This is a genomic window from Mesorhizobium sp. (assembly GCF_041661565.1).
Taxonomy (GTDB): domain Bacteria; phylum Pseudomonadota; class Alphaproteobacteria; order Rhizobiales; family Rhizobiaceae; genus Mesorhizobium.
The window spans coordinates 1-23,372 of sequence record NZ_JBAZUD010000082.1 but is presented as its reverse complement, the minus strand read 5'-3'; the positions used below and the strand labels follow the sequence as shown (position 1 = coordinate 23,372).

The window sequence follows — 23,372 nt, the reverse complement described above, 5'->3', positions numbered from 1 at the left end:
GCTAGATCGCCTCGCCCTTCAACAGTCGTGGCGTATCGGCTGACAGTCCCGACGCCTGGCGGATGAAAAAATCCTTCAGGCGCGGCATGCGTTCGACGAGGCCCAGGCCGATATCGCGGACGGTGCGCAGCGGGCCGATGTCGTTCGAAAACAGCCGGTTCAGCACATCCGTCGTGATGCCCATCTGAACCGTGTCGAAACGGCGCCACTGCTGGTAGCGCTCGAGCACGTCGAGCGCGCCGATGTCCTGGCCGAGCCGGTCGGCCTCGACGATCACTTCGGCAAGGGCGGCGACATCCCTGAAGCCGAGGTTGAGGCCCTGGCCGGCGATCGGGTGGATGCCGTGCGCGGCATCGCCGGCGAGCGCGATGCGCGGCGCGACGAAGGCGCGCGCTAGCGTCAGGCCAAGCGGCCAGGCGCGCGGTTTGTCGGCCACGCGGATTTCCCCGAGCTTCAGGCCGAAGCGCTGTTCGAGTTCGTGCTCGAAGACGAGGTCGTCGCCTTCCACGAGCTTCCTGGCGTCTTCCGTGCGCTCGACCCAGACGATCGACGAGCGGTTGGTGCCGTCCTCGGACGGCTTGAGCGGCAGCGTGGCGAAGGGGCCGGGCGGCAGGAAGTGCTCTTCGGCGCGGCCATTGTGCGGGCGTTCATGCGCCACGGTGCAGACGATGCCGGACTGGCCATAGTCCCATTTCACCGTCTTGATACCGGCCATGTCGCGCAGCTTCGACTTGACGCCGTCGGCGGCGACCAGCAGCCGGGCCTTCAGCGTCGCGCCGTCGGCAAGGCGCACGATGATGCCGGCGCCGCCGGTCTCGAAGCCCTGCACGGCAACGCCTTCGATGATGTCGATGCCGAGTTTCCCGGCCTTTGCACGAAGGGCGCCGTTCAGCACCTTGTTGGCCACCATGTGCGCGAAGGGCTCGCCCGGCGCCACCTCGCCGTCGAAGGTCAGGAAGACCGGGCGGACCGGGTCCGAACCGCGCGAATCGGTGATGATCATCTCGGTGATCGCCTGGGCCTGCGGCGCGATCTCGGCCCAGACGCCGAGCTGGTCAAGCATGCGGCAGGCCGCGGCGGCAATGGCCGATGCGCGGCCATCCTTTTGCCAGGCGCCGGCGGGCGCGGCATCGACGAGTGCGATAGCAAGGCCGGGGCGCGCCTGCTTCAGCGAGACGGCGGCGGCAAGGCCGACATAACCGGCGCCTGCGACCAGAACGTCGAGCCCGGACCCGGTCTTCGCATCCGTCTTGCTTTCGATCATCTTCGCTCCTTGCGCGCCGGCCGGGTCATCCACCCTTGACGGCTCGTCCATCCTGTCGGAAACCCGCCATGCATCTTGCGATGGGATCATGAAACATGACGTCGGCCATGGACGAGCTTCTCGGCATTCTCGACCTCGAGAGGCTGGAACACAATCTGTATCGTGGTCGCAGCCCCCAGGTGGAATGGCAGCGCGTGTTCGGCGGCCAGACGATCGCCCAGGCGCTGGTGGCCGCCCAGCGGACGGTGGAGCCCGACCGGCACGTGCATTCGCTGCACGGCTATTTCATGCGGCCCGGCGACACCAAGGTGCCGATCGTCTACGAGGTCGACCGCATCCGGGACGGCGGCTCCTTCACCACGCGCCGCGTGCTGGCGATCCAGCACGGGCAGGCGATCTTTTCGCTGGAAGCCTCGTTCCAGGTCGACGAGACAGGGCTCGAGCACCAGTTCCCGCTGCCTGACGACGTGCCGCCGCCGGAAGGCCTGCAGACGCAGCGGCAGCTGCTCGAGAAAGCCGAACGCGTGCCCGAGGCGGTGCGCCGCTTCTGGGCGCGGGAGCGGCCGCTGGAGCTGCGTCCGGTCAACCTCCAGCACTATGAAAGCCGCGACAAGCTGCCGCCAAGGCAGAATGTCTGGATCCGCCTCGCCGGGCCGGTTCCGGACGACCGGGCATTGCAATCGGTGCTGCTTGCCTACCTCTCCGACATGACGCTGCTCGACACGTCGACCTTCGCGCATGGCCGCGGCCTCTTCGATCCCGATATCCAGGCGGCGAGCCTCGATCACTCGATGTGGTTTCATCGGCCGCATCCGCTCGATGGCTGGCTGCTCTACGTCCAGGACAGCCCTTCAAGCTCGGGTTCACGCGGATTCAGCCGCGGCACCCTCTATGCGCGCGATGGCACGCTGATCGCCTCGATGGCGCAGGAAGGGCTGATCCGGCTCAAGCGGCCGCCTGCGGAATAGGCATTTCTCAAAAATTGCCTATTTTATAATCATGTGTAGCCCAGCTGTGGTGCGCGGGCATAGGTGGCGCTCGCCTCAAGCGCTTTGTTTACAACAGGTTAACACCCGCTTCGGCAACTGGCACGGAGCTTGAATCCTCGTGGGCACTCTCCGGCTCTTTGGGATCGGTGAAGTCGTGCAAACGCGGGGCACCGCAACAGCAAAGGGTTAAACCTTATGAAAATCGTGATGGCAATCATCAAGCCGTTCAAGCTCGACGAGGTACGCGAAGCGCTTACCGCCGTCGGCATCCAGGGCCTGACCGTCACCGAAGTCAAAGGCTACGGGCGTCAGAAGGGGCATACGGAAATCTATCGCGGGGCGGAATACGCGGTCAGTTTCCTGCCGAAGATCAAGATCGAGGTCGCGGTCAGTGCCGATACGGTCGACAAGGCCGTCGAAGCCATCACCGCCGCCGCCAAGACCGGCCAGATCGGCGATGGCAAGATCTTCGTTTTCGGCATCGACCAGGCGGTGCGCATCCGTACCGGCGAAACAGACACCGACGCGCTCTGAGCGGCGAAAACGTATTCCAATGGAGAGTTCAATGAATATTCCTTCCACCTTGAAGACAACGGGACGGGCGGCCCTTCTGGGTTCGCTCACGCTCGTGGCATTGGGCACGGTCGCCGCTTTCGCGCAGGAAGCGGCTCCCGCCGCTGCCGCGGCAGCGCCGGCTGCTGCCCCCACCCCGGTCCTCGACACCGGCAACACGGCCTGGATGCTGACCTCCACGGCCCTGGTGCTGATGATGACCATTCCCGGCCTGGCGCTGTTCTACGGCGGCATGGTGCGCAAGAAGAACGTGCTCGCCACCATCATGCAGAGCTTTGCCATCACCTGCCTGGTGACGGTGCTGTGGTTCATGTTCGGCTACTCGCTGGCCTTCTCCGACGGCGGCGGCATGAACAGCTATATCGGCGGCACCTCGAAATTCTTCCATCACGGCATCACCACCGCCTCGCTGTGGCTGCCGGGCGTCGCGAACATTCCTGAATTCGTCTTCTCGATGTTCCAGATGACCTTCGCCATCATCACCCCGGCGCTGATCGCCGGCGCCTTCGCCGAGCGCTTCAAATTCTCGGCGCTGCTGATCTTCATGGCGCTGTGGCTGCTCATCGTCTACGTGCCGGTCGCGCATTGGGTCTGGGGCGGCGGCTTCCTCGGCTCGGCTGGCGTGCTCGACTTCGCCGGCGGTACGGTCGTCCATATCAACGCCGGTGTCGCCGGCCTGGTCTGCGCCCTCGTGCTCGGCAAGCGTGAAGGCTACGGCACCACCAACATGGCGCCGCACAACCTCGTCTACTCGGTGATCGGCGCCTCGCTGCTGTGGGTCGGTTGGTTCGGCTTCAACGCTGGTTCGGAACTCGCCGCCGACGGCCTCGCCGGCGCCGCCATGCTCAACACCCAGGTCGCCACCGCGGCCGCGGCGCTGGCCTGGATGTTCGCCGAATGGATCGTCGCCAAGAAGCCTTCGGTGCTCGGCATCATCTCGGGCGCCGTTGCCGGCCTCGTCGCGGTGACGCCGGCTTCCGGCTTCGTCAACCCGACCGGCGCTTTCATCGTCGGCATCGTCGCCGGCGTCGTCTGCTACCTCTCGGCGGTCAAGGTGAAGCACATGTTCGGCTATGACGACTCGCTCGATGCGTTCGGCGTGCATGGCGTTGGCGGTGTCGTCGGCGCCCTGCTCACAGGCGTGCTGGCCGATCCGGCGATCAACAGCCTGTCGTCGGGTGCTTCGCTCGGCAAGCAGATCTATGGTGTCGCGGTCACCATCGTGTGGACGGCGGTCGCCACCTTCGTGATCCTCTACGTCGTCAAGGCCCTGGTCGGCCTGCGTCCGACGACCCAGGAAGAGGTCGAAGGCCTCGACATCTCCCAGCATGGCGAAGTGGTGCCGTGAGGCCAGCCTAGCCCACGGGGCCGGCGGAATCCTCCTCCAGCCGGCCCTGTCTGTTCAAGCAGTCCAGACGGAAAGTCGCTGCACGCATCCTTGGGACTGCTTCAAAAACATCCCGTCGTGGGCTCCCGAAAGGAGCTCACGCCTTGAGGCCCGGATCACGTCCGGGCCTCTTTTTTGGTACAGACGTCCTGCCCTCGCCCGTACACACGCAATCACGTTCGCGTGAAGAAGATTTTCGAGGAAACATCGACCGGTTCCGTTCCGAACTGTGAAGGCGATCGTCGTTTTGGCGATCGTTTTGCAAAACTCAGGGAAGGAACTTTCTCATGAACCTCAAGACAATCTGCCTCGGGGCACTTGCTCTTTCCATGGTTGGTGGCGTGGCATTTGCCGGCGCACTGGACGAGCCGGACAACATGGCGCCGTTCTTCACCGATTCCGGCATGAAAACCATGAAGCCGATGGCGGATTTCAAGACGGCCTTCATGGCGATGCCGATGGAAAAGCAGGAAGCGATGAAGAAGGAATGCAACGATGCGGCGATGAGCAAGCCGCACGCCGAATTCTGCGCCAATGTCCAGGCGCTCGGCGGCGCCAACTGATCTTGCCGCGATCGGGCCATGGCCTGATCTTCTGCACGGGACGGATGATGGCGGGCACGATGTCCGCCATTGTCGTTCTCGGCCCGGGCCGGATGGAGCCCGCAGGGCGATTATTCGCGCCATGCGGCGGCATCGGAGCCATGGTTAATGCAGCCTTAACCTTCCCACCGATAGTCTGACATCCGAATCCGCCGGCGTGCGTCATGCACCCGCGAGGCAATGACAGACGGGGAAGAGCATGCGTTCAGGGGCTTCAGCACCGCTCGCGCTGGCCGATACGGGGCACGGCATCCAGGCGTTCGCGCGGCGCCAGGCCGGGCGGCTGGTCGGCGCCGGGCTGTTCGCGCTGGCCGCGTTCGGCGTGGCCAGCCTCGCCACCTGGAACGTCGCCGATCCGAGTTTCTCGCACGCGACAAGCAACGTCGTCACCAATGCCATGGGCTATCCCGGTGCGGTGTTCTCAGACCTTGCCATGCAGTTCTTCGGGCTTGCCGCCGTCGCCGCTCTCGTCCCGACGGTGGTCTGGGGCTTCCTGCTGTTTTCCGCGCGCGGTGTCGACAGACTGCCAAGGCGCGGGCTTTCCTGGTTCGGCTTTGCCCTGCTGGCAGCGGCGATGGCCGGTTGCGTGGTGCCGCCGAAGACCTGGCCGCTGCCCACGGGCCTTGGCGGCGTGTTCGGCGACATGGTGCTGAAAATTCCAGGTGTCTTCATCGGCGGCTATCCGACCGGCCTGATCGCCACCGTGATCGCCATCCTGCTCGCCGTGCCCGCGCTGTGGCTCTTTGCCCATGGCTCGGCGCTCATCGGACGCAAGAACGGCTTCGCCGTCATGGAAGAGGAGCCGGCAGCCGACCCGCGCGAGGACGACCTCCTGTTTGACAATGAGGACGAGGAGGGCGACGAAGGCATCCTGGCGCTCGGCGCCATCACCCATTGGTGGCTTTCGTTGCGCGCCTGGATGCATCGCCGCGCCGTGCGCCGCGAGAAGGAGCGCGATGCGCTCGAACCTGTGATGGAGCAGCGTTCGACCGCGTGGCGGCGCGCCGCCGAACGGGTTGAATCGGCCGAGTTCGCCGAGCAGCGGATGAGCCCTGACGGCCGTGCCCGGGTCGAGCCTGAATTCTTCGCCGCCATGGTCAACGATCGCGGCGCTTCGCTCGATCCCGACGATGCCGATGTCTTCGAGGCCGAAGGCTTCGAAGCCGACGACGGCATGGATTTCGAGCCGGAGGCTGAACCTGTCGGCCAGCGCCGCGCCGCGCCGACAGCCAAGGTGCAGCAGTTCCGTTCCGATGCCGCCACCCGCGTCGAGGCGCCGGCTCCCCGGCCGGCGCCGGGCGCCCGCGTCCAGCGCGAGGCACAGACGTCGCTGATCGGCTCGGAAAAATTCGAGATGCCGTCGCTGCATTTCCTGTCCGAACCGAAGAACGTTGTGCGCGACGCCAGCCTGTCCAAGGACGCGCTGGAGCAGAACGCGCGCCTGCTCGAAGGGGTGCTGGAGGATTTCGGCGTCAAGGGCGAGATCATCGCCGTGCGCCCCGGTCCGGTGGTGACCCTCTACGAGCTCGAACCGGCGCCGGGCATCAAGTCGTCGCGTGTCATCGGCCTGTCCGACGACATTGCCCGTTCGATGAGCGCGATCGCCTGCCGCGTCGCTGTTGTGCCGGGCCGCAACGCCATCGGCATCGAACTGCCGAACGCAAAGCGCGAGACCGTCTATCTCAGGGAAATCCTGGCCAGCCGCGATTTCGAGACGACCAAGGCCAAGCTGGCGCTTGCGCTGGGCAAGACCATCAATGGCGAGGCGGTCATCGTCGACATCGCCAAGATGCCGCACGTGCTGGTCGCCGGCACCACCGGCTCCGGTAAGTCGGTGGCCATCAACACCATGATCCTGTCGCTGCTCTACCGGCTGAAGCCGGAGGAATGCCGGCTGATCATGATCGACCCGAAGATGCTGGAACTCTCCGTCTATGACGGCATTCCGCATCTCTTGACGCCGGTGGTCACCGATCCGAAGAAGGCGGTGGTGGCGCTGAAATGGACAGTGCGGGAGATGGAAGACCGCTACCGCAAGATGTCGAAGGTCGGCGTTCGCAACATCGACGGGTTCAATGCCCGGGTCACCCAGGCCGACAAGAAGGGCGAGAAGATCTCGCGCACCGTGCAGACCGGTTTCGACCGGCAGACCGGCGAGGCGATCTACGAGACCGAGAACCTCGACCTCGAGCCGATGCCCTATATCGTCGTCATCATCGACGAGATGGCCGATCTGATGATGGTGGCCGGCAAGGACATCGAAGGCGCGGTGCAGCGCCTGGCGCAAATGGCGCGCGCCGCGGGCATCCATGTCATCATGGCGACGCAGCGCCCGTCGGTCGACGTCATCACCGGCACCATCAAGGCCAATTTCCCGACCCGCATCTCCTTCCAGGTGACGTCCAAGATCGACAGCCGCACCATCCTGGGCGAGCAGGGCGCCGAACAGCTGCTCGGCATGGGCGACATGCTCTACATGGCCGGCGGCGGCCGCATCCAGCGCGTGCACGGTCCGTTCGTCGCCGACGAGGAGGTCGAGAAGATCGTGGCGCACCTGAAGCTGCAAGGCGTGCCGGAATATCTTGACGCCATCACCGAGGACGACGGCGACGAGGATGACGACGCGCCCACCGGCAAGGGCGGCTCCGGCAGCGGCGGCGGCAACAGCAATTTCGAAGATTCCGACGATCCCTACGACCAGGCGGTGTCGGTGGTGCTGCGCGACGGCAAGGCATCGACCAGCTATATCCAGCGGCGGCTGGGCATCGGCTACAACCGCGCCGCCTCGATCATCGAGAAGATGGAGAAGGAAGGCATCGTCGGTCCGGCCAACCATGCCGGCAAGCGCGAAATCCTGGTGCCGACCGAAGACGACAAGTTCTGACGGAGGGCCTCGGCGTCGCTGAAATCCGCCGGCTCGGAAACCTTGACCCTTTCGGAGCGTTGAGCGACAGCGCCGTGACGACCGCCAAACTTCAGCCCAACTGGGGGTCCAAGGACAGCCACAGATCGAGGATCAGACGAGAGTGACCGACATGAAAAACGATGCTTCAGCGCCCAGCGATTTCGCTCTCAGCCGGCGCCGGCTGCTTGGTTTCGGCTTGGCATTCGCGGGCGCGGCGGCCTTCAACCTGGTGCCCGGATTCCAGTTGCTGGCCTCGGCGCAGGCTTCCGTGCCGGCGAGCGCCCAGAAGATCGCGGACCATTTTTCGTCGGTCAAATCGATGAGCGGTGAATTCGTGCAGTTCGGCCCCAAGGGCGAGCAGTCCGGTGGCAAGTTCTTTCTCGAACGGCCGGGCAAGATCCGCTTCAACTATGACGGAGCCTCGAACTTCAAGGTGATCTCGGACGGCACGTCGGTGGTGATCCTGAACAAGAAGCTCAACACGTCCGATCTCTATCCGCTGTCGAAGACGCCGCTGAAGCTGCTGCTTGACGACAGGATCGACCTCTCCGGCGGCCGCGTCAAAAGCGTCAAGCAGGAAGATGACCTCACCACCATCCAGCTTGCCGACAAGTCCGTATTCGGCAATTCGAAGATCACGATGATGTTCGATCCCAAATCCTCCGAACTGCGCCAGTGGACGATCACCGACGCGCAGGGCAAGGACACGACCGTGATGATCTTCAACGTCAAGGAAGGTGTCAGTTTCGCCGCCGACACTTTCGCGATAGACTACACGGCCAACCGCGAGCTGAACACCAAGACGCGGTAGATTCAGGTGAGGCCGGCCTGCAAAGGCGGTTTCCTGGCTTCCTGGGTCTACTGCGTCGCAGTAGACCTGAGCTGACGTCCTTCCAGGTACGCTCCGCGCCGGTTCTCGAAAACCACCATTTTCGACCCGGACGGACCTGGATCCGGGCTGTCGCCGGTGCAAGAGGAAGCAGCACGCGCATGCCGCTTGTCTTTGCGGCGCGCGGCTGGCAGTAGTGCGGGACCCTCTTTCCGGACCGCCGAATGCCCTTTTCCATCGCCACCTGGAACATCAATTCCGTTCGCCTGCGCATGCCGATCGTCGAACGCCTGCTGCTGGAGCATGCCCCCGATGTGCTGTGCCTGCAGGAAACCAAGGTTCCCGACGAGCTTTTCCCCGAAAAGGTGTTCCGCAAGCTCGGCTACGAGCACATCGCCTTCCATGGCCAGAAGGGCTATCACGGCGTGGCGACGGTGGCGCGGCGGCCCATCGAACTTGTCGAGAAGCGCCGCTTCTGCGGCATCGAGGACAGCCGCCATCTTTCGGTGACGGTGCGGGCCGGCGGCAAGGCGATCCTGCTGCACAATTTCTACGTTCCCGCCGGCGGTGACGAACCTGACCCCGAGATCAACAGGAAGTTCAGGCACAAGCTCGACTTCGTCGCCGAAATGAATGCCATCCGCGCCGAGCACGACGAGGTGTCCGCCTCGGTGCTGGTCGGCGACCTCAACATCGCGCCGCTCGAGCACGATGTCTGGTCGCACAAGCAACTGCTCAACGTGGTCAGCCATACGCCGGTCGAGACGGAGAGCTTCGAGGCGATGCGCGTTGCCGGAGAATGGGTCGACCTGATGCGGCTCAACGTGCCGCATGAGCAGAAGCTCTACACTTGGTGGAGCTACCGCGCGCGGGACTGGGAAGAGTCCAACCGCGGCCGCCGGCTCGACCATGTCTGGTCCTCGCCCAATCTGGTACCTGTCTTTGCCGGCTACGAGATCCTGCGACCGGCGCGCGGCTGGGAACGGCCGTCGGACCATGTGCCTGTCATCGCGCGGTTCGATCTGGAGTAGGTGTGCCGATATTCAGGTGAGGCAGGTCTGCAAACGACGGCTTCCTGCGCTTCCGGTGCTCACGTACCCAAAGTACGCTCCGCTCCGGTTCTCGGCATCCGCCGTTTTCGACTCTGCCTGACCTGAATCTCGACACACCCACGCGCTGGCGCTAAGTCGGTGTTCACGCATCTGCGGGCTGTCAGAGGAGAGTTGGAACTGGACTAGCCCGCGAAGCGCGGGGCCAGTTCCTCGATGCGGCGGATCATGGCCTGGAACTCTTCGGAAATGCGCTGATGCAATTTCACCGCGACGTCGGGGTATTCCTCGAGGATGCGGCGAAACATCTTGCGGCTGAGGCGGATGACCTCGGAATCGATTTCGGCCGATGCACTGGTCAGCCGGTTGCTGTCGGCGATCAATGCCAGCTCGCTCAGGATGGCGCCTGGGCCTGCCGTGCCGATCGGGATGCGCTCGCCATTCTGCTCGCGGTAGAGGACGATCTGCCCGCTGACCACCACATAGGCCGAATCAGCCTCGTCTTCCTCGCGGTAGAGCTTGTGATTGGCCCGCAGCATGGTGTTTTCGGCACCGAAGGCGAGCAGGCGCAGTTGCTCCTGCGTGAAGCCCTCGAAGAGCCTCACGGCGGACAGGATGCGGATATCGTCATCCAGCGCCATCTAGCTATGTCCCCGAACCGACAGTCCGACTCCTCCTTTGGAGCGCCGCGCGTCCCCTGAACACGCAAGGCCGCTCCGACACTTTGGGCCTACGCATCACGCTTCCAGAAACCGCTTCGGATTCTCGAGCGATGCGTAGCGGGTCCGATCCAAACCGCCTCCAGTATCAGGACCGTACCCGAAAAAGCGTCCCCACCCCGGCCGCTCATTGGATAATGAAATGTTTAAGGAACCAGCTTGTAGCCGCCGCTTTCTGTCACAAGAATTTCCGCATTGGAAGGATCGCGCTCGATCTTCTGGCGTAGCCGGTAGACATGGGTTTCCAGCGTGTGCGTGGTGACGCCGGAATTGTAGCCCCACACTTCCTCAAGCAGCACGTCGCGCGTCACCACCTTCTGGTCGGCGCGATAGAGATATTTGATGATCGAGGCCTCTTTCTCCGTCAGCCGCACCTTGCCGCCGCGCTGGTCGAGCAGCAGTTTCTGGCTGGGCTTGAAGGTGTAGGGGCCGACCGAGAAGGTGGCATCCTCGCTCTGCTCGTGCTGGCGCAATTGGGCGCGGATGCGGGCCAGCAGGACGGCGAAGCGAAACGGCTTCGTGACATAGTCGTTGGCGCCGGCCTCGAGACCCAGAATCGTGTCGGAATCGGTGTCGTGGCCGGTCAACATGATGATGGGGGCCTTGTAGCCGCCCTTGCGCAGGATCTTCACCGCCTCGCGGCCATCCATGTCGGGCAGCCCGACATCCATGATGAGCAGATCGACGAGGCCGCCGCGCGCCGCAGTGACGCCTTTTGCCGCCGTCGCTTCCTGCAGCACGTCGAATTCCTCGTAGAGGGACAGTTGCTCGACGAGTGTGCCGCGCAGGTCGTCATCGTCGTCGACGATCAGTATGGTGCGTGAAGTCATGGATCAATCCGTTGTTTTGAAAAGTAAATTCAGTTGACCGCTGCGTATTTATGCGGAAGCTGGCCGACACAATAGCCGATCACAGTGATTTGTTCCGTGGCGCGATCATACAAGAAAAAACGCCAGCGCAATGCAGCCGGCGCAATTTTGCCAAAAGGGCTGCGCGTGCTGACCGTGCGGGCGAGGCCCGGCCATCCGAGCCAGGGTCTTCTGCAGGCTGGCGGAACCGTGTTTGCGTGCGCCCTGGGACGCGGCGGTATCTCTGCCGACAAGCGCGAGGGCGACGGCGCCACGCCGCTTGGCCCTATGCGGATCGTGTCGGGCTATTTCCGGGCGGATCAGTTCGCCGGCGGCCGGCGAACCCGCCTCGCGATGACGCCGATCGGGCCCGATCTCGGCTGGTGCGAGGTGCCGGACGACCGCAACTACAACCGGCCGGTCAAGATCCCCTACGGCGCCAGCCACGAGCGGATGCGGCGCGACGACCGGCTCTACGACGCCTGCCTGGTGCTCGACTGGAACCTGTCGCCGCGCCGGCGCGGACGCGGCAGTGCCATCTTCTTCCATCTGGCGCGCCCCGGCTTCACGCCGACGCAAGGCTGCGTCGCGGTGACGGCCCGCACGATGGCGCGGCTTCTGCCGCTGCTGTCGAACCGGACGGTGATGAGGGTGGTGAGGTAGGGGAGGTAGGGGAGGTAGGGGAGGTAGGGAGTAGGCAATAGGGAGTAGGAGTAGGGAGTACGGAGTAGGTGAGCGGGTTGATGTCCGCTGCTCCTGACTTTCTCTACTGCCTACTGCCTACTGCCTACTGCCTACTGCCTATTCCCTATTCCCTATTCCCCTACCTGCGCGGCTGTTGCCAGCCAAGGCCCAGAAGCCCCAGGCGCCCGGTCTCGCGGTCCATTGCGCGGGTGACGTCCTTTCGCCCGGCGCCGATATCGCGCAATTGGCGGTCAGACAGGTTCTCGACATCCGGGAGCGGGAGTTTCACCGCGACCCTGGCCTGGCGCAGCCAGTCGGCGATCGCGGTCAGCCAATTCGGCCTGACATGAACAGGGTGGAGAGCAATGTGCGACATGACGGATCCGTTCATCGGATATCAAATCCGATTTGATGGTGTTTTGATGCTTCCATCCTGCCCGATTGAAATCCATACGGGAAACGAGTAGTTTTTTGCCCATCATCAAGTTTCCTTTGAGGATCGAAGAGTGCTGGCCGCGTCTGTCTGCGTTTTGTCCTGATGACAAATCCGCTGCCCGGAACGAGGGCGCTGAGGACGCTGGAGGCAGCGGCCCGGCATCTCAATTTCACCCGTGCCGCTGATGAACTGGGGCTGACGCCGGCCGCCGTCAGCCACCAGATCAAGGAAATCGAGGACCAGCTCGGGCTGGTTCTGTTCACGCGCACCAGCCGGACCATGCGCCTGACCGCAGCCGGCGCGGTCCTGTTCGAGGCGTCGACCGACGCGCTCGACCTGCTTGGCCGGGCCGTGATGCGCGCGCGCAAGATGACGCGCGGCACGGCCTTGCTGAAAGTAACGCTGGACGCCCAGTTCGCGGCGAAATGGCTGATGCGGCGCGTCGAGGATTTCCGCAGGCAGAAGCCGGGCATCGAGCTCAGGTTCGACATCGCCTACGGCTTGCGCGATTTCGACCTCGACGATGTCGATGTCGGCATCCGCTTTGGCGCCGGCAAATACCCGGGGCTTTGCGCGCACCGCCTGTTCGACAACATCATCATTCCGGTGTGCAGCCCGGCCCTGCTGGCGTCAGGACCGCCCTTGCGCGAACCACGCGACCTGTTCCACCACACGCTGGCCCATATCGAATGGGCCCGCCAAGGCGTGACATGGCCGAACTGGCGCATGTGGATGGCGGCGGCGGGTGTCGACGATTTCGACGACAGTCGCACGATCGTCTTCGGCACGTCGACGGACGCGGTCCAGGCGGCGGTCGACGGCAACGCGGTGGCGCTGGCCGATTTCGCCATGGTGGCGAACGACCTGTCCGAGGGTCGCCTGGTGCGGCCTTTCGAACTCAGCATCAGGGTCGCGCCGGAATTCGCCTATTTCCTGGTCTACCCCCAGGCCGTGGCCGATGATCCGCGCATCGCCGGCTTTCGGGACTGGATATTGGGGGAGGTGGCAAGGACGCCGAGCGCCGACCGGGTGTGACAGCGACGCCGCAAGGTCCCTTCAGGAGCGGGCGGTGTGGCCGAAGATCATCCTTGTGTACTTCTTCCAGTTCCAGCTCAGTTTCTTGTAAAGCAGCGAATGCCGTTTGCCGGCGACCGAGGTGTGGAAAGCGCCATTCTCGCTGCCCTGCTCGGCGATGGGCCGTTCGAACCAGAGCATTTCAATGCCCAACGCGGCGTCCATCTGTTCGATCTGGTGGTCGATCACGGTCGATATCTTGTTCTGCTCGATCCAGGCGCAACGGGCTTCGGCGACCGGCCGCGTGATCAGGTAGGAATCGGCGCATCTGGCATGCAGTGCCGGATAAAGGCTTTGACCCTTCCGCAGTTTCCAGATCGGCGTGTAGTAGTTGCTGCCGTTGCCGAGATAGATGACGGCTTTGCGCGACGGGCTGCCAAATTCGGCCAGCCCCTGGCGGAACCTGGCGACGAAGTCGCGGGCCAGGAACACGTCGTCCTCGAAGACCAGGCAATAGGGCAGGTCGGTCTCGAGGAAGTCGCGCCAGATGCCGACATGCTTCAGCGCCAGCGAGACCTGCGCCGGATGGACGAAGTGAGGGGCAACCAACTCGGCGCGGATTTCGGGGGTGACATCGCGCTGGTCCCAGTCGGTGTAGAAGGTGACCGGCACGCCGCGCCGCTCGAACTCGCCGACGATGTGGCGGCGACGGTCGTCATAGCCTTGCTTGACGTGGCAGACGCGCGTGAACACCAGGTCGCGCGGGAATCCGGTACCTTCCGCCGGCATCAACGCAGCTCAGCTTGCCGCGGCGCCGAACCAGCCGACCACCGCGCCGATGATCAGCAGCACGCCCAGCCAGTGGCCGCCGTCGATGAGGGTCAGGTCCCAGCCGAAATTCTCGTAGCGGTGGTTGACCGATAGCGTCGTTGCGACGAAGCCCAGCCAAAGCACGAAGCCGAAGACGAGGCCCGCGAGCCAGGTCGGCTCGCCGCCGGTCATGGCGCCGACGACCAGCGCCATGATCGTGGCCATGAGCAGTTCGGCGATGAAGCTGATGATGAAGGGCAGCGGCGACCTCCTCATCGTCGCGGGATCGAGTTTCGCGGCCTTCAACCACGGCTTGCTCAAGGCCATGTACCATAGGGCGCCGAACAGCCAGGCCAGGACGGCGGCGACAAGCACCGCCAGCCAGTTCACTGCTGAAAAATCCATGCTTTCCCCTCCGGTCAGAAATTCATGCAAACGCCTGTTCGGCGATCACGTCAAGCAAAGCGCCAGACGGTGGTGCGTTTGACGAGCGAATCCTCCAACGCACGGGTGACGGCCACCTCATAGACCGCCAAAGGCTCGAGCCCCGTCGTCGGCATATACGAGCGGCCGGGGTCGCCGACGAGGATCTCGGCGCCTCGTGCCTTCAGCATCGCGAACCAGGGCATCAGCCGGCCGGCGAAGGAATTGTCGTAGAAGACATCGCCGGCCAGCACCACGTCCCACCCTGCGTCGGTGCCGATGCAATCCGTGCCGAGGAAGTCGATACCGACATCGTTGGCCCGCGCGTTGAGACGGATCGCCGTGACGCAGAATGGATCGATATCGGCGGCGATCACCTTGGCGGCGCCTGCCTTGGCGGCGGCGATGGCGACAAGGCCGGAGCCGGAGGCGAAGTCGAGCACGCGCTTACCCCGCACCGCGGCAGGATTGTCGATGACGTAGCGGGCAAGACCCTGGCCGCCGGCCCATGCGAATGCCCAGAAGGGTGGAGGCAGGCCGATCTCGACCAGTTCGTCCTCGGTCCGCTGCCACAGATCATGCGCTTCGTCGGCCAGATAAAGCTGGATTTCCGGTACATGAGGCGGCGCCATCAGCGCGGTGTTGTCGAGAATGAACTGCGTCGCGCCGTGCGGGGTGAGCGCCGTCACGGAGCTGGCGTCAAGCCGCCCATGCGGCAGACTTCCTTCCATTCCGCCGGTGTCACCGGCTGCACGGAAAGCCGCCCGAGCCGCACCAGCGCCATCTCGGCAAGGGCGGGGTTGGCCTTGATCTGCTCCAGCGTCGGCGGGTGCGGCATGTCCCTGACGGCGCGGATATCGACGCATTCCCAGCGCAGGTCGTCGGTGGTGCTGTCAGGATGGGCAAGCGCGCAGACCTCGGCGATGCCGACCACGTTCAACCCTTCGTTGGAATGGTAGAAGAAGCCGAGATCGCCGACCTGCATCGCCTTCATGTTGTTGCGCGCGGCGTAGTTGCGCACGCCATCCCACTGGGTGCCGGCCTTGCCCTTGTCTTTCAGCATCTCGAAGGAGAACTTGAACGGCTCCGATTTGAACAGCCAGTGGTTCATCTTTCGCTCCTGCGTGCGGTTCGCCTTTCAGCGGCCGGACTTAACTAGCCGCCGGCTTGTTGAACGTCCAGTTCCACTGGCGAATCTCGACGCTTTCGAACAGTCCGGCCTTTGCGTAGGGATCGGCGGCCGACAAGGCTTGTGCCGCGGCAAGGTCTGGCGCCTCGACAACAACGAGGCTGCCATTGGGCTTGCCTTCGCCATCGAGGAACGGGCCGGCGAAGGCCAGCGTCTTGTCGCCGTTCAAGCCTTCGAGGAAGGCGACATGTTCGGGCCGCGTGTCGAGGCGCACCTGCAGGCTTCCGGGCTTGTCCTTGCAAATCAACGCGAACAGCATTCTCTCTCTCCTGGTTTTGCCATCATGGTCATGGCGTCAATCGGTGGTTTCGGTCTTCAGCGGCCGGGTCATCAAGGCCGTTACAGCCTGCCGGATGGTGATCGTGCCGTCCAGTATGGCCGACACGGCGGTGATGATCGGCGCGTCGATGCCGCGCTCGGCGGCGATGCGGGCAGCGATCGCCGCGGTCGGCACACCCTCCGCCAGCTTTAGCCCGGCAAGCGGCTTGCCCTGCCCCAGCGCCAGGCCGTAGGCGAAATTGCGCGATTGCGCCGACGAGCAGGTCAGCAGCAGGTCGCCGAGGCCGGACAGCCCCATCAGCGTTTCCGGCCTGGCGCCGAAGGCGGCCCCGAGGCGGCGCAGTTCGACGAAGCCGCGCGTCACCATGGCGGCCTGGGCGCTGGCGCCGAGCCCGGCGCCGGTGACGGCGCCGGCGGCAATGGCGAAGACATTCTTCAAGGCGCCGCCGATCTCGACGCCGATCAGGTCGTCGCTCGAATAGCAGCGCAGGTTTTCCGCCGAGAAGCGCGCGGCGAGGTCGGCGGCCAGGGCCTCGTCGCGGGCGGCGACCACCACGGCCGTCGGCAGGCCCCGGGCGACGTCGGTGGCGAAACTCGGCCCCGACAGGGCGGCCACCGGATTTCGCGGCAGGATCTCCTCGACGATCGCCGACAGCAGATCGCCGGTGTCGCGCTCGATGCCCTTGGCGCATAAAACAAGCGGAATGCCGCTCGGCATGTGGTCCTTCGCGGCGGTCAGAGTTGCCCGCAGCGACTGCGCCGGCGTTACCGCCAGCACGCAGTCCGCGCCGACAAGCGCTGCCCCGATGTCGCTCGTCGCCTCGATGCCGGGCGTAATCGCAATGCCGGGCAGATAGCGCGGATTTTCGCCACGGCCGATCGCGGCGACGGTTTCCGGGTCACGCGCGAAAAGCCGCACCGCATGGCCGGCGCGCAGCATGGCCAGCGCCAGCGCCGTGCCCCAGGCGCCGCCGCCCAGCACGGTGACGCGCCAGCCGCTGTTCCCCGGCGGGTTCTCGGCTTCGGCAATCATGCCTTGGCTCCGCGCCGGCCGGAGCCGACCATCGGCGTCGAGACACTGTCCAGCGGCCAGCGCGAGCGCGGCACGAAATCGAAGCCGTTCTCCTGCGCCAAACCCTCGCGCAGCCGTTCGATGCCGGCCCAGGCGATCATCGCCGCGTTGTCGGTGCACAGTTTCAGCGGCGGCGCGACGAAGGAGAAACCGGCCTCGGCGCATAGATGCTGCAGCGTCGCCTTGATCGTGCGGTTGGCCGCGACGCCGCCGGCGACGACCAGCGCCGGGTTTTTCGTGCCGGGAAACCTCTCGCGAAAGCGCGCCAGCGCGCGCGAGACACGGTCGGCCAGTGCATCGGCCACCGCCGCCTGGAATGAGGCGCAGATGTCGGCGACGTCCTGGTCACTGAGGGGCTCTATCGCGGTCGCCGCCTGGCGCACGGCGGTCTTGAGGCCGGAGAAGGAGAAGTCGGGCTGCGCCGAGCCTTTCATCGGACGCGGAAAGGCAAAGCGCGCGGCGTTGCCGTCATGTGCCGCCTTTTCGACGTTCGGGCCGCCAGGATAGGGCAGGCCGAGCATCTTGGCCGTCTTGTCGAACGCTTCGCCGAGCGCGTCATCGATGGTGGTGGCCCAGCGCTGATAGTCGCCGACGCCGCGCACGGCCAGGATCTGCGTGTGGCCGCCGGACACCAGCAGCAGCAGATAGGGAAAATCGAGCCCGTCGGTCAGCCGGGCGGTCAAGGCGTGCCCTTCGAGGTGGTTGATGGCGATCAGCGGCTTGCCCGCGGCGGCGGCGATCGCCTTGGCCGTCATCAGCCCGACGATCAGGCCGCCGACAAGGCCCGGGCCGGCGGTGGCGGCGACGGCGTCGATATCGGTAAGGGCCACGCCCGAATCGGCGAGCGCGGCCTCGATGATGCCGTCCAGCGCCTCGACATGGGCGCGCGCCGCGATCTCCGGCACGACACCGCCGAAGGCGGCATGCTCCTCGATCTGGCTGAGAACGATGTTGGAGAGGATTCTCGGCACGGCGTCGCTGTCCAGCGCGACAACGCTGGCGGCTGTCTCGTCACAACTCGTCTCGATGCCCAGAACGCGGATCAATTGGTCGCTACCCCGGAGATTGTTTATCCGGCCTTTCCCCGCTAGGAGAAACCGGAAGGCCTCGGTTGTTTCAGCCGCATGTCCGCGACGCCAGGTGGTTGCACCTGGCCGCGGGATGCCTCGGCCGGGGGTTATCACGGACCGCGCGCCATGCAAACAATCTTGAGAATCGGAACACGCGGCAGCCCGCTGGCGATGGCGCAGGCGCATGAAACGCGGGAGCGGCTGATGGCCGCGCATGGCCTGCCCGCGGCGGCCTTCGAGGTGATCGCCATCTCGACCAGCGGCGACCGCATACAGGACCGGCCGTTGTCGGAAGCCGGCGGCAAAGGCCTGTTCACCAAGGAGATCGAGGAAGCGCTGTTTGCCGGCAGGATCGACGTCGCCGTGCACTCATCGAAGGACATGCCGACGAAACTGCCCGACGGACTTGAACTGTCCGCCTTCCTGCCGCGCGAGGACGCGCGCGATGCGTTTGTCGGCAAGGTTGCGAAGACGATCGCCGACCTGCCGCAGGGCATGAAAGTCGGCTCGTCGTCACTGCGGCGGCAGGCGCTGATCCGCCGGATGCGGCCGGATCTCGACGTGGTGATGTTTCGCGGCAATGTGCAGACGCGGCTGCGCAAGCTCGAAGAAGGGGTCGCGGCCGGAACGATCCTTGCCTATGCCGGGTTGAAACGGCTCGGTCTCGAGCATTTTGTCACCGACCTGATGCCTCTCGACATCTTCCCGCCGGCGCCAGGGCAAGGCGCGATCGGAATCGAGACCCGCATCGGCGACCGCGAGGCCGAAAGGATGCTGGCTGCTATCCACCACGTGCCGACCGGACAGGCGCTGGCCTGCGAACGTGCCTTCCTGGCGGCGCTCGACGGCTCATGCCGCACGCCGATCGCCGGCTATGCCGCGATCGAGGCCGGAGAACTCGCTTTCCGCGGGCTGATCATCTCGCCGGACGGCACGCAGTCGCACACGGTCGAACTGCAAGGACCGGCGGAGGAGGCCGTCCGCATCGGCGACGAAGCCGCACGGACAGTGCGGGCCAAGGCGGGCGAGACATTCTTCGACGGCTGGCTCTGATATGCTGCGCGTCCTGGTGACGAGACCGGAACCGGGCGCGTCACGGACGGTGCGGCGGCTCTCGGAAACAGGTTTTCAGCCGATTCTCCTGCCCCTTACCGAAACCGTGTCCTTGCCGGTGGATGCCGGACTGGTTCCAGACGAGGCCAGCGCCGTTGCGGTGACCAGCGCCAATGCCCCGCGCCATGCCTCGAAGGATCTGATGGCGGTGCTTTCCCGTCTGCCTTGTCATGCTGTCGGCAAGAAGACTGCGGCGGCCGCGCGCCAGGCGGGTTTCGTTTCGGTCGGCGAAGGGCCGGGCGATGCCGAGGCCTTGGCCGAAGCCATTGCCCCGGCGTCTTCCGGCAAGTCCATCGTCTATCTCTGCGGACGAGTCCGGTTTCCGGTGTTCGAACAGCGGCTGACGGCTGCCGGGGTTCACGTCCATGCCGTCGAGACCTATGACACGCTTGCAATGAGCTATTCGGACGAGGCCATTGTCGCGCTGCTTTCGGCCCGGCCCGTGGATGCGGTGCTGCTCTATTCGGCCAAGGCCGGCGCCGCCATGCGGATCCTGGTCGCGCGGCCTAGTCTACGGGAGTACTTTGAAAGCACACGGTTTTTCGCCCTTTCCGCCCGCATTGGCGCCGCCCTTGACGATGCCGTCGGCGCCAGGATCCGCTTCCCCGCACAGCCCGAGGAGGATGCGCTGCTGGCGCTGTTGCAGGACTGGCGCTGAGCCGCGTCATCACACCGCCCCTTTTCACCGCTTGGTGATGTGCTAGACCCTTTCTGAACCATCATGCGCCGCCAGGCGTTGAGACGAAGCGAATTTTGCGGAGCCCCGTCATGGTCAAGACGCCGAAGATGCGACACTCGAAAAGCCGCCGCGAGCCGGTCACCATTGACCTCGAGCCCGGCGCCGTGTCGCGTATCGTCGACGAGGATGCCGCGACGTCGCCAGTGGCAGCCGAAAATGTCTCTGTCGACGCATCTACGCCGGAAGCTTTTCAAGCTGAGGTTCCCGAAGAGCCGGTGCATGGGGACCAGGTTGACCTTGAACCCTGGGAGCATTCCGATACCGCGACCGCTCAGCCTACGGAAACTCCGGCAGAGGCAGAGGTCAAAGCCACCGAGCCCGAGCTGCCCTATCCCGGTTCGGATTCGCCGCCCAACCGCGCCAGGGCTTCCGACTATAATTTCGAGGATGCATCGGCCAGGCGTGCCGACGACAGCAAGACAGGAACCGAGACACGGGGTGAAACCATGGCGCCGACACCTCCTGCGGCAAAGCGCGGCGGCCTCAACAGCGTTGCCGCCGGCATCATCGGCGGTGTCATCGCGCTGGTCGGCGCCGGTGGCCTGCAATTCGCCGGCGTCCTTGGCGCGCCCGGCTCCGGTTCGGGAGTTTCGCTCGATGGCGTCAACGGCGACATTGCTTCGCTGAAGACCGAGATCGCGGGCTTGAAAGAGGCTGGCGGCAACAGCGACGCCTCGGCCAAGGTCGACGGCCTCTCGGCCGCACTCGATCAGGTCAAGAGTGATGTAGCGGCGCTCAAATCGGCAGTCGGACAAGGCGGCTCCGGTGACCCTGCCGGGCTTGCAGCCCTTGGCGACAAGGTCACGCAAATCGAAACCGCGGTCGAGGCCCTGGGCAAGGCGGGCAGCGCAACACCGGTTGATCTCGGCCCGCTCAACGAAAAGCTGGCAGCTCTCGATGCGCTGGTGAAGTCGACAAGCGAGGCGGCAAAGGCGCAGGATGGCCGGCTCGCCGCGCTCGAGCAGTCGGTGTCGCAGCTTTCCGGCAAGGTCGGGGCGCAGGCCGGACAGCCGAAGATCGCGCTCGCCATCGCCGCGTCGGCGCTGAAGGCAGCGCTCGAGCGCGGTGGGGCGTTCTCGGCCGAACTCGAGACCTTCGCCGCGATTTCGCCCGATGCGCCACAACTGGCGACACTGCGTCCCTATGCCGAAAAGGGTGTCGCGACCCGCGCCGAGATCGCATCGCAGGCGGACGCCGCCGCCAGTGCCGTGGTCGCCGCCGCGACGCCTGTCGATGAGAATGCCGGGCTGCTGCAGAACCTGCTGTCGAGCGCCGAATCGCTGGTCAAGGTCAGGCCGATCGGCGCCGTGGCGGGGACCGGCGCGCCGGAAACCGTTGCCCGCATGGAGGTGGCGGTCAACCAGGGCGATTATGCGAAGGCACTTGGTGAATATGACACGCTGCCCGAGGCAGCCAAAGCCGCCGGCGCTGATTTCGCGGGCAAACTGAAGGCGCGGATCGAGGTCGAATCCCAAGTCGACGCGCTGATCTCCACCGCGATGAAGGCATGAGGGCAACGCAATGATCCGCCTCCTGGTCTTCCTCATCGTCGTGTTCGCGCTCGGGCTGGGCTTTGCCTGGCTGGCCGACCGGCCCGGCGACATGGTCGTCACCTTCAACGGCTATCAATACCAGGTCAGCCTGATGGTGGCGGCGGTGGCCATCGTTGCCATGGTCGCCGCGGTGATGATCCTATGGTGGCTCCTCAAGTCGTTGTGGAACAGCCCCTACACCATCTCGCGCTATTTCCGCGTGCGACGCCGCGACCGCGGCTATCAGGCGCTGTCGACCGGCATGATCGCCGCCGGGGCCGGTGACGGCGCGCTGGCGCGCAAGAAGACCAAGGAAGCGGCCAAGCTGATCCGCTCCGATCAGGAGCCGCTGATCCATCTGCTCGAGGCGCAGGCCTCGCTGCTCGAAGGCGATCATGAAGGGGCGCGGCAGAAGTTCGAAAGCATGCTCGACGATCCCGAAATGCGGCTGCTCGGCCTGCGCGGGCTTTATCTCGAAGCCGAGCGGCTGGGCGACCGCAATGCGGCTCGGCACTATGCCGGCCGTGCCGCCGCCGTGGCCCCGCAACTGGCCTGGGCTGCCGAATCGACATTGGAGGAGCTGACGGCGCGCGGCGACTGGGATGGTGCCCTGAAACTGGTCGAAGCGCAGAAGTCGACGCGGCAGATCGAACGGGATGCCGCCAACCGCCGGCGCGCCGTGCTGCTGACCGCCAAGGCGCAGGCGCTTGCCGAGACCGATCCCGCTGCCGCGAGAACGGCGGCGATCGAGGCCAACAAGCTGCGGCCGGACTTCGCTCCCGCCGCTGTCGCCGCCGCCGCCGCGCTGTTCAAGCAGAACGACGTGCGCAAGGGCTCGAAGATCCTCGAGACGGCATGGAGGGCCGAGCCGCATCCGGAGGTCGCCGAGCTTTATACCCATGCAAGGCCGGGCGACGCCGTGCTCGACCGCCTCCACCGGGCGAAGAAGCTGCAGGAGATGAAGAAGAACCATGCCGAATCGTCGATGACGGTGGCGCGCGCCGCACTCGACGCGCGGGATTTCCCGACCGCCCGCCGCGAGGCGGAGGCGGCGATCCGCATGGACCGCCGCGAGGGCGCCTATCTGCTTTTGGCCGACATCGAGGAGGCCGAGACAGGCGACCAGGGCAAGGTGCGGCAGCTCCTGTCCAGGGCGGTGCGGGCGCCGCGCGACCCGGTCTGGGTCGCCGACGGCGTTGCTTCCGAGCGTTGGGCGCCGGTCTCGCCGATCACGGGACGGCTCGACGCCTTCGAGTGGCGGGCGCCGATGGAGCGGATCGGGCAGTTGATCGACAGCGATGACGACGCGTCCGAGCCAACGGGTCCGAGCCGCCAGGCGCTGGCGGCGCCGGCTAGCGAAAAGCCGGCCGAAATGATAGACGGTGCGGGTCCGGGCGTGCCGGACGGCAGGCCGGCCGAAAGCCATGAGGACCACGTCAGGCCGATCACGGCGGCGGCCTTCGCCGACGTGCCCGCCGACGCGGAGGCTGTCGACCCGGCCGAGGAGCTGGCGCGCCTGCCGGACGATCCCGGCGTCGATCCCGATGACGAAGCGGAAAAATCGTCGCGCCGGTTTCGGCTGTTTTGAACCTCTCCAATTTGTCGGGCGACCTTGGGAATGAATGATGTTTGAACGTGTGCTGTCGTTTATCAGGGACTTGTCGACCGAGTCCGGCGCGAGTGCCGGGACGGACGATCCGCGTGTCGCGGCCTCGGCACTGCTCTACCATGTGATGAATGCCGACGGCGTGCGCCAGGATGTCGAATGGGAGAAGTTCAAGGCGGTGCTGGCGCAGAGCTATTCGATCAGCGGCGACGAGCTCGAAGCGCTGGCCGCCGCCGGCGA

General features: G+C 65.2%; 25 protein-coding genes. 14 read left to right on the top strand and 11 right to left on the bottom strand.

Annotated features, from left to right (window positions below):
* Position 1: 1 nt before the first annotated feature.
* Positions 2–1,264 carry a ubiquinone biosynthesis hydroxylase gene (locus WC739_RS15610; protein WP_372953928.1) on the bottom strand — a complete coding sequence of 421 codons (1,263 nt, stop codon included), beginning with the start codon at positions 1,262–1,264 and terminating at the stop codon, positions 2–4.
* A 95-nt stretch (positions 1,265–1,359) separates the two neighbouring features.
* Between WC739_RS15610 and tesB the strand changes: the two genes are divergently transcribed.
* From tesB to WC739_RS15575, 7 genes are all read left to right on the top strand, one after another.
* Entirely contained in the window at positions 1,360–2,232 is an 873-nt protein-coding gene (tesB, locus tag WC739_RS15605) for an acyl-CoA thioesterase II (protein ID WP_372953927.1), read from the top strand.
* 216 nt (positions 2,233–2,448) lie between these two features.
* Positions 2,449–2,787 (top strand): P-II family nitrogen regulator, encoded by a 339-nt coding sequence (locus WC739_RS15600; RefSeq protein WP_010912291.1) that lies wholly within the window; start codon positions 2,449–2,451, stop codon positions 2,785–2,787.
* Positions 2,788–2,818: 31 nt separating this feature from the next.
* On the top strand, positions 2,819–4,174 hold the full coding sequence (locus WC739_RS15595; RefSeq protein ID WP_372953926.1) for an ammonium transporter: 1,356 nt from the start codon (positions 2,819–2,821) through the stop codon (positions 4,172–4,174).
* Positions 4,175–4,500: 326 nt separating this feature from the next.
* A complete protein-coding gene (locus WC739_RS15590) occupies positions 4,501–4,776 on the top strand; it encodes a hypothetical protein (RefSeq protein WP_224662633.1) in 276 nt (91 codons plus the stop codon).
* 238 nt (positions 4,777–5,014) lie between these two features.
* Positions 5,015–7,699 (top strand): DNA translocase FtsK, encoded by a 2,685-nt coding sequence (locus WC739_RS15585; protein WP_372953925.1) that lies wholly within the window; start codon positions 5,015–5,017, stop codon positions 7,697–7,699.
* Between the two features lie 151 nt (positions 7,700–7,850).
* Positions 7,851–8,531 (top strand): outer membrane lipoprotein carrier protein LolA, encoded by a 681-nt coding sequence (locus WC739_RS15580; protein WP_372953931.1) that lies wholly within the window; start codon positions 7,851–7,853, stop codon positions 8,529–8,531.
* A 242-nt stretch (positions 8,532–8,773) separates the two neighbouring features.
* Positions 8,774–9,580 (top strand): exodeoxyribonuclease III, encoded by an 807-nt coding sequence (locus WC739_RS15575; protein WP_372953924.1) that lies wholly within the window; start codon positions 8,774–8,776, stop codon positions 9,578–9,580.
* Between the two features lie 203 nt (positions 9,581–9,783).
* Here the strand turns inward: WC739_RS15575 and WC739_RS15570 are convergent, their stop codons facing one another.
* Positions 9,784–10,239: a Crp/Fnr family transcriptional regulator gene (locus WC739_RS15570; protein ID WP_372953923.1), complete on the bottom strand. Its 456-nt coding sequence runs from the start codon at positions 10,237–10,239 to the stop codon at positions 9,784–9,786.
* A 224-nt stretch (positions 10,240–10,463) separates the two neighbouring features.
* A complete protein-coding gene (locus WC739_RS15565; RefSeq protein WP_372953922.1) occupies positions 10,464–11,147 on the bottom strand; it encodes a response regulator transcription factor in 684 nt (227 codons plus the stop codon).
* Between the two features lie 144 nt (positions 11,148–11,291).
* Here WC739_RS15565 and WC739_RS15560 point away from each other — a divergent pair, with 144 nt between their 5' ends.
* On the top strand, positions 11,292–11,828 hold the full coding sequence (locus WC739_RS15560) for a L,D-transpeptidase (RefSeq protein WP_372953930.1): 537 nt from the start codon (positions 11,292–11,294) through the stop codon (positions 11,826–11,828).
* 160 nt (positions 11,829–11,988) lie between these two features.
* On the opposite strand, the gene WC739_RS15555 is transcribed toward WC739_RS15560, so the two are convergent.
* On the bottom strand, positions 11,989–12,240 hold the full coding sequence (locus tag WC739_RS15555; RefSeq protein WP_372953921.1) for a hypothetical protein: 252 nt from the start codon (positions 12,238–12,240) through the stop codon (positions 11,989–11,991).
* Positions 12,241–12,387: 147 nt separating this feature from the next.
* Between WC739_RS15555 and gcvA the strand changes: the two genes are divergently transcribed.
* A complete protein-coding gene (gene gcvA / locus WC739_RS15550) occupies positions 12,388–13,320 on the top strand; it encodes a transcriptional regulator GcvA (RefSeq protein ID WP_372953920.1) in 933 nt (310 codons plus the stop codon).
* A gap of 21 nt (positions 13,321–13,341) precedes the next feature.
* On the opposite strand, the gene WC739_RS15545 is transcribed toward gcvA, so the two are convergent.
* The 7 genes from WC739_RS15545 to tsaD are packed head-to-tail and all read right to left on the bottom strand — an operon-like array spanning position 13,342 to position 18,115.
* A complete protein-coding gene (locus WC739_RS15545) occupies positions 13,342–14,088 on the bottom strand; it encodes a glycosyltransferase family 25 protein (protein WP_372953919.1) in 747 nt (248 codons plus the stop codon).
* 9 nt (positions 14,089–14,097) lie between these two features.
* On the bottom strand, positions 14,098–14,514 hold the full coding sequence (locus WC739_RS15540) for a DUF1761 domain-containing protein (protein ID WP_372953918.1): 417 nt from the start codon (positions 14,512–14,514) through the stop codon (positions 14,098–14,100).
* A 50-nt stretch (positions 14,515–14,564) separates the two neighbouring features.
* A complete protein-coding gene (locus WC739_RS15535) occupies positions 14,565–15,263 on the bottom strand; it encodes a methyltransferase (protein WP_372953917.1) in 699 nt (232 codons plus the stop codon).
* Entirely contained in the window at positions 15,218–15,643 is a 426-nt protein-coding gene (locus WC739_RS15530) for an EVE domain-containing protein (protein ID WP_372953916.1), read from the bottom strand. The genes WC739_RS15535 and WC739_RS15530 overlap by 46 nt, the downstream gene beginning before the upstream one ends.
* 40 nt (positions 15,644–15,683) lie before the next feature.
* A complete protein-coding gene (locus WC739_RS15525; protein ID WP_372953915.1) occupies positions 15,684–15,980 on the bottom strand; it encodes a YciI-like protein in 297 nt (98 codons plus the stop codon).
* A gap of 36 nt (positions 15,981–16,016) precedes the next feature.
* Positions 16,017–17,033, bottom strand: coding sequence for an NAD(P)H-dependent glycerol-3-phosphate dehydrogenase (locus tag WC739_RS15520; RefSeq protein ID WP_372953914.1), 1,017 nt, complete (start codon positions 17,031–17,033; stop codon positions 16,017–16,019).
* Positions 17,030–18,115, bottom strand: coding sequence for a tRNA (adenosine(37)-N6)-threonylcarbamoyltransferase complex transferase subunit TsaD (gene tsaD / locus WC739_RS15515; RefSeq protein WP_372953929.1), 1,086 nt, complete (start codon positions 18,113–18,115; stop codon positions 17,030–17,032). The genes WC739_RS15520 and tsaD overlap by 4 nt, the downstream gene beginning before the upstream one ends.
* Positions 18,116–18,268: 153 nt before the next feature.
* Between tsaD and hemC the strand changes: the two genes are divergently transcribed.
* The 5 genes from hemC to WC739_RS15490 form a co-directional block, all read left to right on the top strand.
* Positions 18,269–19,195 carry a hydroxymethylbilane synthase gene (gene hemC / locus WC739_RS15510; RefSeq protein WP_372953913.1) on the top strand — a complete coding sequence of 309 codons (927 nt, stop codon included), beginning with the start codon at positions 18,269–18,271 and terminating at the stop codon, positions 19,193–19,195.
* Between the two features lies 1 nt (position 19,196).
* The gene (locus tag WC739_RS15505) at positions 19,197–19,913 is read left to right on the top strand and encodes a uroporphyrinogen-III synthase (RefSeq protein ID WP_372953912.1); all 717 of its coding nucleotides are present in this window, start codon (positions 19,197–19,199) and stop codon (positions 19,911–19,913) included.
* Positions 19,914–20,023: 110 nt separating this feature from the next.
* Entirely contained in the window at positions 20,024–21,505 is a 1,482-nt protein-coding gene (locus WC739_RS15500) for a phage tail protein (RefSeq protein WP_372953911.1), read from the top strand.
* Between the two features lie 10 nt (positions 21,506–21,515).
* On the top strand, positions 21,516–23,114 hold the full coding sequence (locus WC739_RS15495; protein ID WP_372953910.1) for a heme biosynthesis protein HemY: 1,599 nt from the start codon (positions 21,516–21,518) through the stop codon (positions 23,112–23,114).
* 37 nt (positions 23,115–23,151) lie between these two features.
* Positions 23,152–23,372, top strand: a 221-nt coding sequence (locus WC739_RS15490; protein ID WP_372953909.1) for a TerB family tellurite resistance protein, incomplete at its 3' end; no start/stop codon positions are given.

Coding starts and splice junctions, on each gene's coding strand:
- WC739_RS15495 (WP_372953910.1), top strand. CDS start 21,516: ATGATCCGCCTCCTGGTCTTCCTCATCGTCGTGTTCGCGCTCGGGCTG.
- WC739_RS15575 (WP_372953924.1), top strand. CDS start 8,774: ATGCCCTTTTCCATCGCCACCTGGAACATCAATTCCGTTCGCCTGCGC.
- tesB (WP_372953927.1), top strand. CDS start 1,360: ATGACGTCGGCCATGGACGAGCTTCTCGGCATTCTCGACCTCGAGAGG.
- WC739_RS15505 (WP_372953912.1), top strand. CDS start 19,197: ATGCTGCGCGTCCTGGTGACGAGACCGGAACCGGGCGCGTCACGGACG.
- WC739_RS15530 (WP_372953916.1), bottom strand. CDS start 15,643: ATGAACCACTGGCTGTTCAAATCGGAGCCGTTCAAGTTCTCCTTCGAG.
- WC739_RS15580 (WP_372953931.1), top strand. CDS start 7,851: ATGAAAAACGATGCTTCAGCGCCCAGCGATTTCGCTCTCAGCCGGCGC.
- WC739_RS15610 (WP_372953928.1), bottom strand. CDS start 1,264: ATGATCGAAAGCAAGACGGATGCGAAGACCGGGTCCGGGCTCGACGTT.
- WC739_RS15525 (WP_372953915.1), bottom strand. CDS start 15,980: ATGCTGTTCGCGTTGATTTGCAAGGACAAGCCCGGAAGCCTGCAGGTG.
- WC739_RS15535 (WP_372953917.1), bottom strand. CDS start 15,263: ATGGAAGGAAGTCTGCCGCATGGGCGGCTTGACGCCAGCTCCGTGACG.
- WC739_RS15520 (WP_372953914.1), bottom strand. CDS start 17,033: ATGATTGCCGAAGCCGAGAACCCGCCGGGGAACAGCGGCTGGCGCGTC.
- WC739_RS15565 (WP_372953922.1), bottom strand. CDS start 11,147: ATGACTTCACGCACCATACTGATCGTCGACGACGATGACGACCTGCGC.
- WC739_RS15545 (WP_372953919.1), bottom strand. CDS start 14,088: ATGCCGGCGGAAGGTACCGGATTCCCGCGCGACCTGGTGTTCACGCGC.
- WC739_RS15585 (WP_372953925.1), top strand. CDS start 5,015: ATGCGTTCAGGGGCTTCAGCACCGCTCGCGCTGGCCGATACGGGGCAC.
- WC739_RS15600 (WP_010912291.1), top strand. CDS start 2,449: ATGAAAATCGTGATGGCAATCATCAAGCCGTTCAAGCTCGACGAGGTA.
- WC739_RS15570 (WP_372953923.1), bottom strand. CDS start 10,239: ATGGCGCTGGATGACGATATCCGCATCCTGTCCGCCGTGAGGCTCTTC.
- WC739_RS15595 (WP_372953926.1), top strand. CDS start 2,819: ATGAATATTCCTTCCACCTTGAAGACAACGGGACGGGCGGCCCTTCTG.
- WC739_RS15590 (WP_224662633.1), top strand. CDS start 4,501: ATGAACCTCAAGACAATCTGCCTCGGGGCACTTGCTCTTTCCATGGTT.
- gcvA (WP_372953920.1), top strand. CDS start 12,388: ATGACAAATCCGCTGCCCGGAACGAGGGCGCTGAGGACGCTGGAGGCA.
- hemC (WP_372953913.1), top strand. CDS start 18,269: ATGCAAACAATCTTGAGAATCGGAACACGCGGCAGCCCGCTGGCGATG.
- WC739_RS15555 (WP_372953921.1), bottom strand. CDS start 12,240: ATGAACGGATCCGTCATGTCGCACATTGCTCTCCACCCTGTTCATGTC.
- WC739_RS15500 (WP_372953911.1), top strand. CDS start 20,024: ATGGTCAAGACGCCGAAGATGCGACACTCGAAAAGCCGCCGCGAGCCG.
- WC739_RS15540 (WP_372953918.1), bottom strand. CDS start 14,514: ATGGATTTTTCAGCAGTGAACTGGCTGGCGGTGCTTGTCGCCGCCGTC.